The 15,099-nt window shown below is 63.8% G+C and carries 15 protein-coding genes; 11 read left to right on the top strand and 4 right to left on the bottom strand.

From position 1 onward, the window contains the following. Positions 1-59: 59 nt before the first annotated feature. Positions 60-443 carry an Mth938-like domain-containing protein gene (locus FHP89_RS02105; protein ID WP_144177048.1) on the bottom strand — a complete coding sequence of 128 codons (384 nt, stop codon included), beginning with the start codon at positions 441-443 and terminating at the stop codon, positions 60-62. A gap of 140 nt (positions 444-583) precedes the next feature. On the opposite strand from FHP89_RS02105, the gene FHP89_RS02100 reads away from it, so the two are divergent. From FHP89_RS02100 to FHP89_RS02085, 4 genes are all read left to right on the top strand, one after another. Continuing rightward, a complete protein-coding gene (locus tag FHP89_RS02100) occupies positions 584-1,891 on the top strand; it encodes a pyridoxal phosphate-dependent aminotransferase (protein ID WP_144177046.1) in 1,308 nt (435 codons plus the stop codon). A gap of 126 nt (positions 1,892-2,017) precedes the next feature. Further along, the gene (locus tag FHP89_RS02095) at positions 2,018-3,331 is read left to right on the top strand and encodes a homoserine dehydrogenase (protein ID WP_144177044.1); all 1,314 of its coding nucleotides are present in this window, start codon (positions 2,018-2,020) and stop codon (positions 3,329-3,331) included. 51 nt (positions 3,332-3,382) lie between these two features. Further along, a complete protein-coding gene (thrC, locus tag FHP89_RS02090; protein WP_144177042.1) occupies positions 3,383-4,840 on the top strand; it encodes a threonine synthase in 1,458 nt (485 codons plus the stop codon). Between the two features lie 2 nt (positions 4,841-4,842). After that, entirely contained in the window at positions 4,843-5,472 is a 630-nt protein-coding gene (locus tag FHP89_RS02085) for a class I SAM-dependent methyltransferase (RefSeq protein ID WP_144177040.1), read from the top strand. Positions 5,473-5,537: 65 nt separating this feature from the next. On the opposite strand, the gene FHP89_RS20890 is transcribed toward FHP89_RS02085, so the two are convergent. Together FHP89_RS20890 and nadC are read right to left on the bottom strand one after the other, a co-directional pair. Further along, entirely contained in the window at positions 5,538-5,675 is a 138-nt protein-coding gene (locus FHP89_RS20890; RefSeq protein ID WP_186300281.1) for a hypothetical protein, read from the bottom strand. 31 nt (positions 5,676-5,706) lie between these two features. Then, on the bottom strand, positions 5,707-6,555 hold the full coding sequence (gene nadC / locus FHP89_RS02080; protein ID WP_144177038.1) for a carboxylating nicotinate-nucleotide diphosphorylase: 849 nt from the start codon (positions 6,553-6,555) through the stop codon (positions 5,707-5,709). 125 nt (positions 6,556-6,680) lie between these two features. On the opposite strand from nadC, the gene FHP89_RS02075 reads away from it, so the two are divergent. After that, positions 6,681-8,201, top strand: a complete 1,521-nt coding sequence (locus tag FHP89_RS02075; RefSeq protein ID WP_144177036.1) for an FMN-binding glutamate synthase family protein — start codon at positions 6,681-6,683, stop codon at positions 8,199-8,201. Here the strand turns inward: FHP89_RS02075 and FHP89_RS02070 are convergent. Further along, positions 8,159-9,103: a LysR family transcriptional regulator gene (locus tag FHP89_RS02070; protein ID WP_144177034.1), complete on the bottom strand. Its 945-nt coding sequence runs from the start codon at positions 9,101-9,103 to the stop codon at positions 8,159-8,161. The two genes, FHP89_RS02075 and FHP89_RS02070, sit on opposite strands and share 43 nt — an antisense overlap. A gap of 152 nt (positions 9,104-9,255) precedes the next feature. Here FHP89_RS02070 and FHP89_RS02065 point away from each other — a divergent pair, with 152 nt between their 5' ends. The 6 genes from FHP89_RS02065 (at position 9,256) to rpoS (ending at position 15,095) form a co-directional block, all read left to right on the top strand. Then, positions 9,256-10,440, top strand: coding sequence for an acyl-CoA dehydrogenase (locus FHP89_RS02065; RefSeq protein WP_144177032.1), 1,185 nt, complete (start codon positions 9,256-9,258; stop codon positions 10,438-10,440). A gap of 8 nt (positions 10,441-10,448) precedes the next feature. After that, positions 10,449-11,684 (top strand): CaiB/BaiF CoA transferase family protein, encoded by a 1,236-nt coding sequence (locus tag FHP89_RS02060; RefSeq protein ID WP_144177030.1) that lies wholly within the window; start codon positions 10,449-10,451, stop codon positions 11,682-11,684. A gap of 125 nt (positions 11,685-11,809) precedes the next feature. Beyond that, entirely contained in the window at positions 11,810-12,550 is a 741-nt protein-coding gene (gene surE / locus FHP89_RS02055; RefSeq protein WP_144177028.1) for a 5'/3'-nucleotidase SurE, read from the top strand. Further along, the gene (locus tag FHP89_RS02050) at positions 12,547-13,212 is read left to right on the top strand and encodes a protein-L-isoaspartate(D-aspartate) O-methyltransferase (protein ID WP_144177025.1); all 666 of its coding nucleotides are present in this window, start codon (positions 12,547-12,549) and stop codon (positions 13,210-13,212) included. Before surE ends, FHP89_RS02050 begins: the two co-directional genes overlap by 4 nt. A 5-nt stretch (positions 13,213-13,217) precedes the next feature. Continuing rightward, positions 13,218-14,147, top strand: coding sequence for a peptidoglycan DD-metalloendopeptidase family protein (locus FHP89_RS02045; protein ID WP_260851440.1), 930 nt, complete (start codon positions 13,218-13,220; stop codon positions 14,145-14,147). A 12-nt stretch (positions 14,148-14,159) separates the two neighbouring features. Beyond that, a complete protein-coding gene (rpoS, locus tag FHP89_RS02040; protein WP_144177021.1) occupies positions 14,160-15,095 on the top strand; it encodes an RNA polymerase sigma factor RpoS in 936 nt (311 codons plus the stop codon). Positions 15,096-15,099 lie beyond the last annotated feature (4 nt).

Genomic DNA, 15,099 nt, shown 5'->3' with positions numbered 1-15,099 from the left:
CGCAGGGTAATCGACATTCCATCACGATGACAAACGCGCGTTGGAATCGTGCGCGAGTCTCAGGCCGGGTCGAACATCAGGGCGGCCGCGACCTTGCGGTTTTCGCCCATCAGAATGTTGTAGGTGCGGCAGGCGGCGGGGGTGTCCATGATCTCGAAACCCAGGCGCGCTTCAATCAGCGGCCGGAGCAGCGCCGCCGAGGGGAAGCGCTGGCGGTTTCCCGTGCCGATGAGCACCACGACGCAATCGAGCTTGGCCAGGGTGGCAAAGGCCGCCTCGCTCAGAGCTTCGAAACCGCCTGGCGCAGCCCAGTCGGACTGGATCTGGTCGGGCAGGATGATCAGGCTGTTGCCGCGATGATCAACCCGATTGACCTGGACGTAGTCGGGGCCGTAACCGGTGATGACGTTCTGATCGGAAATGCTGTCTTGATGAAGGTTCATGGGCAGTGCACGATTTGGGCGGGATTTGCCCGGGGGCTGTGGCTTGGGGTAGATTACAATCTTTTGATTTTCTGGCCAAACGCAAGGCTTTTGCGTTGCAGCAATTATTGCGGTCAGTGTCCTTCGCACAGGGGAAGATGATGAGCAAAACGCCCAATCTCAAGGTGGCAGAGCCGATCGGTGAAATGCAGGGCGCCGCCCGCGCCGACGCCGCCGCCTTGCGGGCGGTTCGCAAGTCGCACAAGCTGGCGGAGGTCTGCTACGACATCCGCGGCCCCGTCCTGCAGCGCGCCAAGCAGATGGAAGACGAAGGCCACCGCGTTACCAAGCTCAATATCGGCAACCTGGCGCACTTCGGTTTTGAAGCGCCCGAAGAGATCGTGGTCGACGTGATCCATAATCTGCGCGGCGCGGCGGGCTATTCGGATTCGAAGGGCCTGTTCTCGGCACGCAAGGCGGTGATGCACTACTCCCAGCAAAAGAAAATTGCGGGGGTTGGCATTGAAGACATCTACATCGGCAACGGCGCGTCCGAGCTGATCGTCATGTCGATGCAGGCGCTGCTCAATAATGGCGACGAAGTACTGGTGCCGGCGCCGGACTATCCGTTGTGGACGGCGGCGGTCAGCCTCGGCGGCGGTGCGCCGGTGCATTACGTGTGTGATGAGCAGGCTGGCTGGTTGCCCGATCTGGACGATATCCGCCGCAAGCTCACGCCCAATACGCGCGCCATCGTCATCATCAACCCGAACAACCCGACCGGCGCGCTGTATCCGACCGCCTTTCTCGAGCAGTTGCTCGAGATCGCGCGTCAGCACCAGTTGATCGTCTTTGCCGACGAGATCTACGACAAGGTGCTCTACGACGGCGAAACCCACACCTCGATCGCCTCGCTGGCCGATGACGTGCTCTGCGTGACCTTCAACGGCTTGTCGAAAAACTATCGCGCCTGCGGCTACCGCGCCGGCTGGATGATTGTCTCGGGCGAGAAGCGTCATGCCCGCGACTACATCGAAGGGCTCGACATGCTGGCGTCGATGCGCCTGTGCGCCAACGTGCCGGCGCAGTGGGGTATTCAGACCGCGCTGGGCGGCTATCAGAGCATCGAAGAGCTGATCGCACCGGACGGCCGCCTGACCCGTCAGCGCGACCTGGCCTACGAGCTGATCACCCAGATCCCGGGGGTGAGCTGCGTCAAGCCCAAGGCTGCGCTGTATCTGTTCCCCAAGCTTGACCTGAACATGTACCCGATCGAGGACGACCAGCAGTTCATCCTGAAGCTGCTCGAAGCCGAGAAGGTGCTGCTGGTGCAAGGCAGCGGCTTTAACTGGAAACAGCCGGACCACTTCCGTCTGGTCTTCCTGCCGCACGAAGAGGATCTGCGCGATGCGGTCAGCCGCATTGCCCGCTTCCTCGAGAGTTACCGCAAGGGGCTCCATCGCAGCTGATGGCCCGCCGCGTCTGATTTGAATCGCGCGGCCACCACGGTCGTCCGGCTGTGGTGGCCGCGCTTATGTTCCCCTGCGGTGCAGGGGGTGTTGACCACGTTGTACTGACTTCAAGAAAACTCTGCGATGAAACCGATCAATGTTGGCCTGCTGGGCATCGGCACTGTTGGCGGCGGCACCTGGACCGTCCTTACCCGTAACGCTGAGGAGATTACCCGCCGCGCGGGGCGTCCCATCAGCATTACTACCGTGGCGGACCGTAACATCGAGCGTGCCCAGGCGATGACGCAGGGCAAGGCCAAGGTCGTGGACGACGCCTTCGCGGTGGTGCGCGACCCCGAGATCGATATCATCGTCGAGCTGATCGGCGGCTGTACCGTCGCCAAGGATCTGGTGCTCGCAGCCATCGAAAACGGCAAGCATGTGGTGACCGCCAACAAGGCGTTGATTGCGACCCACGGCAACGAGATTTTCGCCGCCGCCCAGAAAAAGGGCGTGATGGTGGCGTTTGAGGCTGCGGTGGCGGGTGGCATCCCCATCATCAAGGCGCTGCGCGAAGGCCTCACCGCGAACCGCATCCAGTGGCTGGCCGGCATCATCAACGGCACCACCAATTTCATCCTGTCCGAGATGCGTGACAAGGGCTTGCCCTTCGACGTCGTCCTCAAGGAAGCGCAGGCGCTCGGCTATGCCGAGGCCGATCCGACCTTCGACATCGAGGGCAATGACGCCGCGCACAAGGCCACCATCATGGCCTCGATCGCGTTCGGTATCCCGATGCAGTACGAGCGTGCGCATATCGAGGGCATCACCAAGCTGCAAGCGACCGATATCGCCTACGCCGAGCAACTGGGCTATCGCATCAAGCTGCTGGGCATCGCGCGCATGCGTGAAGACGGCGTCGAGCTGCGGGTGCATCCGACGCTGATCCCGGCGCGCTGCCTGCTGGCCAATGTCGAAGGGGCGATGAACGCCGTGCTGGTGCAGTGCGACGCCGTCGGCCCCACGCTGTATTACGGCAAGGGCGCCGGCGACGAGCCGACCGCCAGCGCGGTGATTGCCGACCTGGTCGATGTCACCCGCATGCACACTGCCGACCCCGAGCACCGCGTACCGCACCTGGCCTTCCAGCCCGATCAGCTGGTCGACCTCAAGGTGCTGCCGGTGTCCGAGAGCCGCGGCGGGTACTACATGCGTATGCGTGTTGACGACAAGCCGGGCGTGCTGGCCGATATCACTCGCATTCTGGCGGACAACAACATTTCCATCGACGCGCTGATCCAGAAGGAACCGCGCGAGGGTGAATCGCAGGCGGACATCATTCTGCTCACCCACGAGACCGTCGAGAAGTTCGCCGATGCGGCGATTGCCAAGATCGAAGCCTTGCCGGTCGTATCGGCGCCGATCACCCGTTTGCGCATCGAACAGCTCGATCGTTAACTCCTCCCCCTGGCGGGCGGCCCTCGTGTCGCCCGCCTTCTGGTGAAGCTCATGCGTTATCTCTCTACCCGCGGGCGGGCGCCCGATCAACAGTTCTGCGACATCCTGCTTGGCGGCCTGGCGCCTGACGGCGGCCTGTATCTGCCCGAGACCTATCCCAAGGTCAGCGCGGCGGATCTGGCGGCCTGGCGCACGCTGTCCTACGCCGACCTGGCGTTTGAAATCCTGTCGCGCTTCATTGACGACATTCCCGCCGCCGATCTGCGCGCGATCTGCCAAAAAACCTACACGCCGGCCGTGTACTGCAACACCCGCGCGGGCAGCGATGCAAGGGCGATTACGCCGGTGACCTGGCTGGAGGCCGGCAACGGCCCCAATCACCAGGGCGGGCTGGCGCTGCTGGAGCTGTCCAACGGGCCGACGCTGGCCTTCAAGGACATGGCCATGCAGTTGCTCGGCAACCTGTTCGAGTATGTGCTCGACAAGCGCGGCGAGCAGACCAATATCCTTGGTGCCACCTCGGGCGACACCGGCTCGGCCGCGGAATACGCCATGCGCGGCAAGCACGGCGTGCGGGTGTTCATGCTCTCGCCGCACGGCCGCATGAGCGCCTTTCAGCGCGCGCAGATGTATTCGCTGCAAGACGACAACATCTTCAACATCGCCGTCAAAGGCATGTTCGACGACGCGCAGGACATCGTCAAAGCCGTCTCCAATGATCACGCCTTCAAGGCCAAATACAAGATCGGCGCGGTCAATTCGATCAACTGGGGCCGGGTTGTCGCGCAGATCGTGTATTACTTTGCCGGCTATTTTGGCGCCACGACCAGCGACGATCAGCAGGTCGACATGGCCGTGCCTTCGGGCAACTTCGGCAATATCTGTGCCGGCCATATCGCCCGCATGATGGGTCTGCCAATCCGGCAACTGATTTGCGCCACCAACGAAAACGACGTGCTCGACGAGTTCTTCCGCACCGGCGTCTATCGCCCGCGTAGCTCGGCCGAAACGCATGTCACCTCCAGCCCGTCCATGGATATCTCCAAGGCATCCAACTTCGAGCGCTTCGTGTTCGACCTGGTCGGGCGCGACCCCGCCGTGGTGTGCCAACTGTGGCAGCAGGTCGAGTCGGGCGGCAGCTTCGATCTGAACGACACGCCGTATCGCGACGCGCTGTCCGGCTTCGGTTTTGTCTCCGGCAGCAGTTCGCATGCCGACCGCCTCGAGACCATCCGCGCCACCAAAAAAGCCTATGGCGTGGTGGTCGACACCCACACCGCCGATGGTTTGAAGGTGGCCGTGGCGCATCGCGATGCCGCGGTGCCGGTGCTGGTGCTCGAAACCGCGCAGGCGGTCAAGTTTGAAGAGACTATCCGCGAGGCGCTGAACGAAGAGCCGCCGCGCCCCGATGGCTTTGCCCATCTTGAAAGCCTGCCGCAGCGCTGCGAGGTGATGGCGGTCGATGTTGACGTCATCAAGGATTTCATTCGCGCTCATGTGGCCGATTGACCGTGGCTGAGCAACACCCCAAGGCGTTCTGGGATGCCCGCTTCGCCAGCGCGGGCGAGTCTTTCGTGTTCGGGCGCGAGCCCAACGATTTTCTCGTCCGTGAGTCGGGGCGACTGTTTCCGGACAGTGCGGTCCTGTCGGTCGCCGACGGCGAAGGGCGCAACAGCGTATTTTTGGCCAAGGCCAGCCACCGCGTTGATGCGCTGGAGTTTGCGCCGGCCGCGGTGGCCAAGAGCCGGCAACTGGCGCAAGAGCAGCAGGTGGCGGTCAATCTGATCGAGGCGGACGTGTTTGAATGGGCCTGGCCGGAGGAGACCTACGACGCCGTGGTGGCGATCTTTATCCAGTTTTCAGCGCCGGCCGAGCGTCAGGTTTTGTTCGACAAAATGATGGCGGCACTCAAGCCCGGCGGCCTGTTGCTGTTGCAGGGCTATACGCCGAAACAGCTTGAGTACGGCACCGGCGGGCCGTCTGCGGTCGAAAATCTCTACACCGAATCGGTGTTGCTCAATGCCTTCGATGGGCACGATATTCTGCTGCTCCGGACGCACGAGTCGGTCATCGACGAAGGCGAGGGGCATCGCGGAATGTCGGCGCTGGTCGATGTCGTGGTGCAACGCGCTGCGACCTGAATTATTTCGATGGCACATGACAAAGGGCACCCGTGGGTGCCCTTTGTCATGGTGCTGTCCAGCTGCTACAGATACATCACCGCGGGAAATACCGTGATGGCCACGACGTACAGCAGCCACTCCAGATTCCGGCGGGCGAGAAAACCGGTGAAATGCAGTACCAGCACCGTAATCGCAAAGATGTAGTAGAGCGCAAACAGCATGCAGGGTCTCCAGGTCGGCCGGGCAGGCAGCTTAATCTTCGATGTGGCGCAGCGACAGATCGATGGCGCGCACGTCTTTGGTGAGGCCGCCGATGGAGATGCGATCGACGCCGGTTTCAGCGATGGCGCGCACCCGGTCGAGGCTGACGCCGCCCGAGGCTTCGAGTTCGGCCTTGCCGTCGGTGAGCCGGACCGCTTCGGCCATCTGATCGAGCGTCATGTTGTCGAGCAGGATCATGCGCGCGCCGGCATCGAGTGCCGCGCCAAGCTGTTCCAAGGTTTCGACTTCGATCTCGATGAACACATTCGACGGCGCGATGCGTTGGGCTTCGGCCAGTACCTCGGCCACACCGCCGGCGGCGATGATGTGGTTTTCTTTGATCAGGATGCCGTCGTAGAGACCGATGCGGTGATTGGTGCCGCCGCCGATGCCCACCGCGTATTTTTGCGCCAGACGCAGGCCGGGCAGGGTTTTGCGGGTGTCGACAATCTTGGCGCGGGTGCCGGCCACGGTCTCGACATAGCGACGGGTGAGCGTCGCGGTGCCCGAGAGCAGTTGCAGGAAGTTGAGCGCTGCGCGTTCGGCGGTGAGCAGGGCGCGGGCGCCGGCGACCACGTCGCACAGCGTCTGGCCGGCCTCAACGCGGTCGCCATCCTTGGCGTGCCACAAAATGGTGGCGGTCGGATCGAGGGTTTCAAAGGCGGCGTTGAACCAGTCGGAGCCGCACAGCACCGCGTCTTCGCGGGTGATGACCCGTCCGCGTGCTTCGGAGGCGTTTGGAATCAGTCGTGCGGTCAGGTCGCCGGTGCCGATGTCTTCGGCCAGGGCGGCGGCCACGCTACGCTGGATTTCTACCCGGAGTTGCTCGATCGATTCCATGCGGCAAGTGCTCTTTGTGGTCGGGTGTGCATTCTATCACTGCAAAACCCCGTGATACGGCGCTTAAGCGCATTGCGTAGGCACCGTTTACACTCTTTGGAACAAGCGGCGGAATCGGAGGCGGTATGGAGAGTGTGACCACGGTATTTTCGGTCAGTCTGGGCGTGATTGTGGTGATCGTCCTGATGGCCGGCCTGGTGTTCTGGTATCTGCGCGATATCACCCAGAAGAAGCACGCCATCTTGCGTAACTATCCGGTCGTGGGCCATCTGCGCTATTTCTTCGAGCAGATGGGTGAGTATTTTCGCCAGTACTTCTTTCTGGGCGATCGCGAGGAGATGCCCTTCAATCGCGCCACGCGCGGCTGGGTCTATCGGCTGGCCAAGGACGAAGGCGGCACCATCGGTTTTGGTTCGACCTATAACCTGCGCGAGCGCGGCGCGATCATCTTCGTCAATTCGCCGTTTCCGGTGCTCAAGGAGGACCAGTTGCCCACGCCCACGCTGACGATTGGCGAGGGTTATTGCACGACCCCGTTTGTGGCCGGATCGGTGGTGAACATCAGTGGCATGAGTTTCGGGGCGATTTCGCGCCCGGCCGTTCAGGCGCTGTCGCGAGGCGCCAAGCTGGCCGGGTGCTGGCTGAACACCGGTGAGGGCGGCGTGAGCCCCTATCACCTCGAAGGCGGTTGCGACCTGATCGTGCAGCTTGGCACGGCCAAGTACGGCGTGCGCGACGAAGAAGGCCGGCTGTCGGAGGCGCGTTTGCGCGAGCTGGCGGCCATCGAGTCAGTGCGCGCCTTCGAGCTCAAACTCTCGCAGGGCGCCAAGCCGGGCAAGGGCGGGTTGTTGCCCGCGGAGAAAGTGACCGAGGAGATCGCGCGGATTCGGGGTATCACCGCGGGCAAGGCGTCAATCAGCCCCAACCGCCACCCCGAGATCAAGGATGTTCATGCCTTGCTCGACATGGTGGTTCGCATTCGACAAGTCACCGGCAAGCCGGTCGGCATCAAGGCGGCCATCGGCGGCTGGTATTTCATGGGTGAGTTGTGCGAGGCGATTGTGCTGCGCGGTCGGGAGTTCGCGCCGGACTTCATTACGGTCGATGGCGGCGAGGGCGGCTCGGGCGCGGCGCCCCAGGCACTGGCCGATCATATGGCCTTGTCGATTGATGAGGCGCTGCCGCGGGTGGTGGATTCGCTCATTGAATATGGCCTGCGCGACCGGGTTCGGGTGGTCGCCTCGGGCAAACTGGTGACCTCGGCGCGCATTGCCTGGGCGCTGTCGGCCGGTGCCGATTTTGTCACCTCGGCGCGCGGCTTCATGTTTTCCATGGGCTGCATTCAGGCCATGCGCTGTCACACCAACACCTGTCCGACCGGGATCACCACGCACGATGCCAAGCTGCAGCGGGGGCTGGTGGTCGAGGAGAAGTTCGAGCGTGTCGCCAATTACTGCCGCAACCTCAATCACGAGGTCGACATGATTGCCCATGCCTGCGGCCTGAAGCATTCGCGCGAGTTCCAGCGCGAGCACGTGCGGATTGCGCAGGGCGACGGCGGCTCGATCGCGCTCAGCATGCGCTACCCCTATCCCAAGCCGCGTTATTCCAAGGCGGTGTCGGAGTTCGCCCCGCTCGAGGATTGAGCCGCCGGCGTGCCCACAAAGGCGGCGATCTCGGTCATCAGCCAGTGGCGAAAGGCGGTGAGCAGCCCGGCCTCGGTCTTGCGCTCGGGAATCATCAGGTAGTAGGCCTTGCCGCTGTCGTAGGTGGCGTCCACCGGCACCACCAGCCGGCCGCGGGCCAGTTCGTCCTGGATCAGAAAGGGCGGGATGAGCGCGACGCCCATGTCGTGCATGGCGGCCTGCGCGAGCATCGAGAACAGCTCCATGCGCGGGCCGTGCAGATCGCGGGCGGCGCGCACACCTTGCGTGTCGAACCACTGCCGCCAGGCGTAGGGGCGGGTGTTCTGGTGGAGCAGGGGCGCGTCGGCCAGATCCGCCGCTGCCCCTACGCCGCCCGCGAGCAGGCGGGGGCTGCACACCGGCACCGGGTTTTCGTGCATCAGAAAATGCGCCTGCGTGCCCGGCCAGTCGGCATCGCCAAAGTAGATGGCGGCGTCGAATTCGGTTTGGGCAAACAGGAAGGGGCGGGTGCTGGTCGCCAGATTGACGCTGGCTTCCGGGTGCGCCGCGAGAAAGCCCGACAGCCGTGGCAGCAGCCAGCGCGTGGCGAAGGTTGGCACCACCGCCAGTTCGATGCTGCGCCCGCCGGCGTGGTGGCCCATGATCGACAAGGTATCGCGTTCAACCGCATCGAGCCGGCTGGCCACCTGGCGGCTGTAGCTCAGCCCGGCCTCGGTGAGTTTGACGCCGCGACGGGCGCGCTTGAACAAGGCGATGCCAACAAATTCTTCGAGGCTGGCAATCTGCCGGCAGATGGCGCCCTGTGTGAGCGAGAGTTCTTCCGCGGCACGGGTGAAGCTTTCGTGGCGGGCGGCGGCTTCGAAGGCAACAAGCGCGCCGGTGCTGGGGATTTTGCGTCTCATGGGCTTTCTGCTTTGATCGCTCGGAGTGAGATTTTTGCACATAACGGTGCGAAATTCTCGGTTGTGCCCCGGCGTCGAGGCTTCTAAGATCGGAGACATAAACCGATGCGCTGCGGCGCCTGACACGACAACCCCCCGCTGGAGGAGATGCAATGAGCGCCAATCCGAGATTCGACTGGGCCGACCCCTTGCTGCTGGATGCACAGCTGACCGAAGAAGAGCGCATGGTGCGCGACGCCGCGCGGGCCTACTGTCAGGACAAGCTGATGCCGCGCGTGCAGGACGCCTTCCGCAATGAACGTACCGACCGCGAGATCTTCAACGAGATGGGCGCGCTCGGCCTGCTGGGCCCGACGATCCCCGAGGAGTACGGCGGCGCCGGCCTCAACTATGTGGCCTACGGCCTGATCGCCCGCGAGATCGAGCGCGTGGATTCGGGCTACCGCTCGATGATGAGCGTGCAGTCCTCGCTGGTGATGGTGCCGATCAATGAATTCGGCACCGAAGCCCAGAAGAAGAAGTACCTGCCCAAACTGGCGACCGGCGAGTGGGTCGGCTGCTTTGGCCTGACCGAGCCGAACCATGGCTCCGACCCCGGCTCGATGGCCACCCGCGCCAAGAAAGTCGATGGCGGCTATTCGTTGTCGGGCAGCAAGATGTGGATCACCAACAGCCCGATTGCCGACGTCTTCGTGGTGTGGGGCAAGACCGAGGATGGCAAGATCCGCGGCTTCATCCTCGAAAAGGGCTGGAAAGGCCTGAGCGCCCCGGCCATCCACGGCAAGGTCGGCCTGCGTGCGTCGATTACCGGCGAGATCGTGATGGACGAAGTTTTCGTGCCGGAAGAGAACATGTTCCCCGAAGTGACCGGTCTGCGCGGCCCCTTCACCTGCCTCAACTCGGCGCGTTTCGGCATCGCCTGGGGCGCGCTCGGCGCGGCCGAGTTCTGCTACGAGACTGCCCGCCAATACACCCTCGACCGCAAGCAGTTCGGTCGCCCGCTGGCCGCCAATCAGCTGATCCAGAAGAAGCTGGCCGACATGCTGACCGAAATCACGCTCGGCCTGCAGGGCTGTTTGCGTCTGGGTCGGATGAAAGAAGACGGTTCGGCAGCGGTCGAGATTACCTCGATCATGAAGCGCAACTCCTGCGGCAAGTCGCTGGATATCGCCCGCACGGCGCGTGACATGCTGGGCGGCAACGGCATCTCGGACGAGTTCGGCGTGATCCGCCATGTGGTGAACCTGGAGGTGGTGAATACCTACGAAGGCACCCACGATGTGCACGCGCTGATCATCGGCCGCGCCATCACCGACATCCCCGCCTTCGCGAACTGAGGCCGACCATGGCTGGCGCACTCTCACACCTACGCGTGCTGGACTTGTCCCGCATCCTGGCGGGACCGTGGGCCAGCCAGCTGCTGGCTGACCTGGGGGCCGAGGTCATCAAGATCGAGCGCCCCGGCGTCGGCGACGACACGCGTCACTGGGGCCCCCCGTACCTGGCCGACGAGACCGGTGCGCCGACCCGCGAGGCGGCCTATTACCTGGGCGCCAATCGCAACAAGCGCTCGGTGACCATCGACATCACGTCGCCTGACGGTCAGCAACTGGTGCGCGATCTGGCGGCCAGCAGCGATGTGGTGATCGAGAACTTCAAGGTCGGCGGCCTCAAGCAATATGGCCTCGATTACGACAGCCTGCGGGCGGTGAACCCCAAGCTGGTGTACTGCTCGATCACTGGTTTTGGCCAGACGGGCCCCTACGCGCCGCGCGCCGGCTATGACTTTTTGATTCAGGGCATGGGGGGCTTGATGAGCCTCACCGGCCGGCCGGATGACGCCGAAGGCGGCGGGCCGATGAAAGTCGGTGTCGCGCTGACCGACATCCTCACCGGGCTGTATGCCTCAAACGCCGTGCTGGCGGCGATTGCCTATCGTGACCGTGACGGCTTCCGCGCCGGCGACGGGCAGCATATCGATCTGGCGCTGCTCGACGTACAGGTCGCCTGCCTGGCCAACCAGGCCATGAATTACCTCACCAGTGGCAAGGCGCCGCAACGTCTGGGCAATGCGCATCCGAACATCGTCCCGTATCAGGACTTCCCGACCGCCGACGGCTACATGATTCTGGCCATCGGCAACGACGCCCAGTTTGCCCGTTTTTGCGAGAGCGCCGGGCAGCCGGCGCTGGCGACGGATGCGCGCTTTGCCACCAACGCCGCGCGGGTGGCGAATCGCGATGTGCTGATCCCGAAGCTGAACGCGCTCACCGTCACGCGCAGCACCAGCGAGTGGATCGCCCGTCTGGAGACCTTGGCCGTGCCCTGCGGTCCGATCAATACCGTGGCCGATGTGTTTGACGACCCGCAAGTGCAGGCGCGCGGCCTGCGCGTCGATCTGCCGCATCCGCTGGCCGGGACGGCGCCGCAGGTGGCGTGCCCGATCCGTTTGTCCGGGACGCCGGTCAGCTACCGCAACGCGCCGCCGGTGCTGGGCGCCGATACCGATGCCGTGCTGACCGAGCTGCTCGATCTGGGCGCCGAGGCGCGGGCCGATCTTCACGCACGCAAGATCGTCTGATCAGCTGGCACAGGCCGAGTCGCGCGCCCATGGCGTACGCGGCGCCTGTGCTAAACTGCGGCGCTGATTCCGGCGCCAGCTCGCAGCGGGCGGCGCCCCCACCCCGCAAGCGAGAAAACGCGATCGTGCGAATCCTGATCAGCAATGACGATGGCTATTTTGCGCCCGGCATCGAGGCGCTGGCGGCTGCCTTGGCGCAGGTCGGCGAAGTCACCGTGGTGGCGCCCGAGCGCGACCGCAGTGGCGCAAGCAATTCCCTCACGCTGGACCGTCCGCTGTCCCTGCGCCGCGGCGCCAATGGTTTCTACCATGTCAATGGCACGCCGACCGACTGCGTGCACCTGGCCGTCACCGGCATGCTCGACACGCTGCCCGACATGGTCGTCTCCGGCATCAATCACGGCGCCAACATGGGCGACGACACCATCTATTCCGGCACGGTTGCCGCCGCCACCGAAGGCTATCTGCTCGGTGTGCCGTCGATGGCCGTGTCGCTGGTGAGCAAGAACCCGCAAGATTTCACCGCCGCGGCGCAGGTCGCCGCCGAACTGGCCGCGCGCTTCAAGCGCCAGCCGATGCGCCAGCCCGTGCTGCTCAACGTGAACGTGCCCGAAGGCGCGCGCGGCGATCTCAAAGGGATCAAGGTCACGCGCCTGGGGCGTCGCCACAAGGCCGAGCCCGTCATCAAGAGCCTGTCGCCGCGCAACGAAACCATCTACTGGATTGGCCCCGCGGGCGAAGCGCAGGACGCCGGCGAGGGCACCGATTTCAATGCGGTCGCCGAGGGCTTTGTGTCGGTCACGCCCTTGCAGATCGATCTGACTCACACCGGCCAGATGCCGTCGATTACGGCCTGGCTGGCATGATCGGCGTGCGCTCCCCGGCCCAGAACCTGGCCCTGGCCACGCGCGCCCGCGCGCGCATGGTCGATCGTGTGCGCGAGATGGGCGTGCGTGACGAAAAGGTACTCAACGCCTTGCTCCAGGTGCCGCGTCATGTCTTCGTCGAAGAGGCGCTGGCCTCTCGCGCTTATGAAGACACCGCCTTGCCGCTGGGCTTTCAGCAGACCATCTCGCAACCCTTCATCGTCGCGCGCATGGCCGAGATCCTGCGCGAGGGGCGTGAAATGGGCAAAACGCTCGAGATCGGCGCGGGTTGCGGTTATCAGGCGGCCGTGCTGTCGCATTTGTGTACCGACGTGTTCGCCGTTGAGCGAATTCGTCCGCTACTCGATCGCGCGCGCGACAATCTGCGACACTTGCGTCTGCCCAATGTACGATTGAAATACGCTGACGGCATGCTTGGTCTGCCTGAAGCGGCACCGTTCGATACCATCATCTCCGCCGCGGCCGCTGCCGACGGTGTGCCTGAGGCGCTCAAGGCGCAGCTGGCACCGGGGGGCCGGGCGCTGGTGCCGGTCGGTGGCCGACAACAATATTTGATCCTGGTAGAGCGCCAGGGCCGGCAGTTCCGCGAAACCCGCCTGGACGCCGTCCGCTTTGTGCCTCTGCTCGGTGGTACGGAATGACAACTATGCGAAGCCTGTTCCGATTGACCCTCTCTGTGCTGGTCCTGAGTCTGACCGGTTGTGCCGCCAATCTGTCGGCGCCGGTCAGTGACCGCAACATGCCGGTTGAAACCACGGGCGAGTTGCCCGCGGCCGAGGCGGGCACCTCGGCATTGCCGCCGCAGCCCACCACTTATGTGGTCCAGCCCGGCGACACCCTCAATCGCATCGCCCAGAAATTTGGTTACACATTCAAGGAGCTGGCCGAATGGAACCAGATGGCCGATCCGAACCAGATTTCGGTCGGGCAGACGGTTCGCGTGGCGCCGCCCGATGGCGTGACGGTGACACCCATTTCGATCGGTCAGCCCAGCATCGGCACCATGCCGGCCAGTTCGCCGAGCGCACCCGCGCCAGCGACCACCACCGGGGGGGTCAAGAATGGCCCCCTGGCGATCGTGGAGCCATACTCTGACGCGGCTTGGGCGCGAATCCGGCAGACGCCGTCCGCAACCCCGGCGAGCAAGCCCGAGGCGGCACCGTCCGCGCCGGCCCCCGGCGTTTCGACCCCGCCGCCTGCCGCGGCAGGGAGCTCCGAATGGCTATGGCCGGCGAGCGGCAAAGTGGTGAGCACCTTCTCCAATGGCGAAACCAAGGGCATCGATATTGCCGGCAAGCTCGGGGATCCGGTACGCGCCTCGTCGGGCGGACGTGTGGTGTATGCCGGCGCTGGCTTGCGCGGCTATGGAAAACTCGTCATCATCAAACACGATGCTGACTATCTCAGCGCGTATGCACATAACAAAAACCTGCTTGTCAAAGAGGGGCAATCGGTCACCCAGGGGCAGACCATCGCCGAGCTGGGCCAGACAGATGCAGATCGACCCAAATTGCATTTCGAGATCCGTCGTCGAGGCAAACCGGTCGATCCGCTGACATACCTACCCAAACGCTAGGAGGGCGAAGGAATGTACGATCCGGCATTGAACGAAGAAGTTGATGATCAAGCGCCGGATCTACCGCCCGAGGTCGAAGCATTTGTCGAGACCCCGGCCCCCTCCTTCGAAAGTGACTTTCTCACCGATGTCACTCAGCTCTACCTCAATGACATCGGCGCCAATCCTCTGCTGACTGCAGAAGAAGAAGCCGCGTTGGCGCGCCGTGTGCGCAAGGGCGATTTCGACGCCCGCCAGATCATGATCGAGCGCAACCTGCGCCTGGTCGTCAATATCGCCAAGCACTACCTTAATCGCGGCATCCCGTTGCTCGACCTCGTTGAGGAGGGCAACCTCGGGCTGATGCACGCGCTGGAAAAGTTCGACCCCGAGCGCGGCTTCCGGTTTTCGACCTACGCGACCTGGTGGATTCGCCAGAACATCGAGCGCGCCATCATGAACCAGTCGCGCACCATCCGGCTGCCGGTGCATGTGGTCAAGGAACTCAACCAGGTCTTGCGGGCCTGCCGCCGTGCCGAGGCGGCGGGCAAGCGTGACTCACTGGTGGAAGAGGTGGCGCGCGATCTTGGTAAAACCGAAGAGGCCGTGCGGGCCATGCTGGCACTGAACGAACACACCGCCTCGCTCGACGCACCGCTGGATGTCGATCCATCCTTGTCGATCGGCGAGTCTTTGCGTGACGACGACGTGAGCTCGCCGGACGCGCAGATTCACGATCACGAGGTCGAAGCCCTGGTCCGTGAATGGATCAATATGCTCAATGACAAGCAGCGCATGGTCGTCCGCTATCGTTACGGCCTGGATGGCGTCGAAGTGCAGACGCTTGAAGAGCTGGCCGGCGAGTTGAACCTGACCCGCGAACGGGTCCGCCAGATCCAGCTCGAAGCGCTCGGTCAGCTGCGCCGCATCGTCAAACGACACGGCATGTCGAAAGACTCCTTGCTTTGAGCCG

Origin of the sequence: Denitromonas ohlonensis (assembly GCF_007625205.1) — a bacterium.
GTDB classification, from domain to species: domain Bacteria; phylum Pseudomonadota; class Gammaproteobacteria; order Burkholderiales; family Rhodocyclaceae; genus Nitrogeniibacter; species Nitrogeniibacter ohlonensis.
The sequence above is the reverse complement of the archived record's forward strand: the minus strand, read 5'-3'. Positions and strand labels throughout refer to the sequence as shown.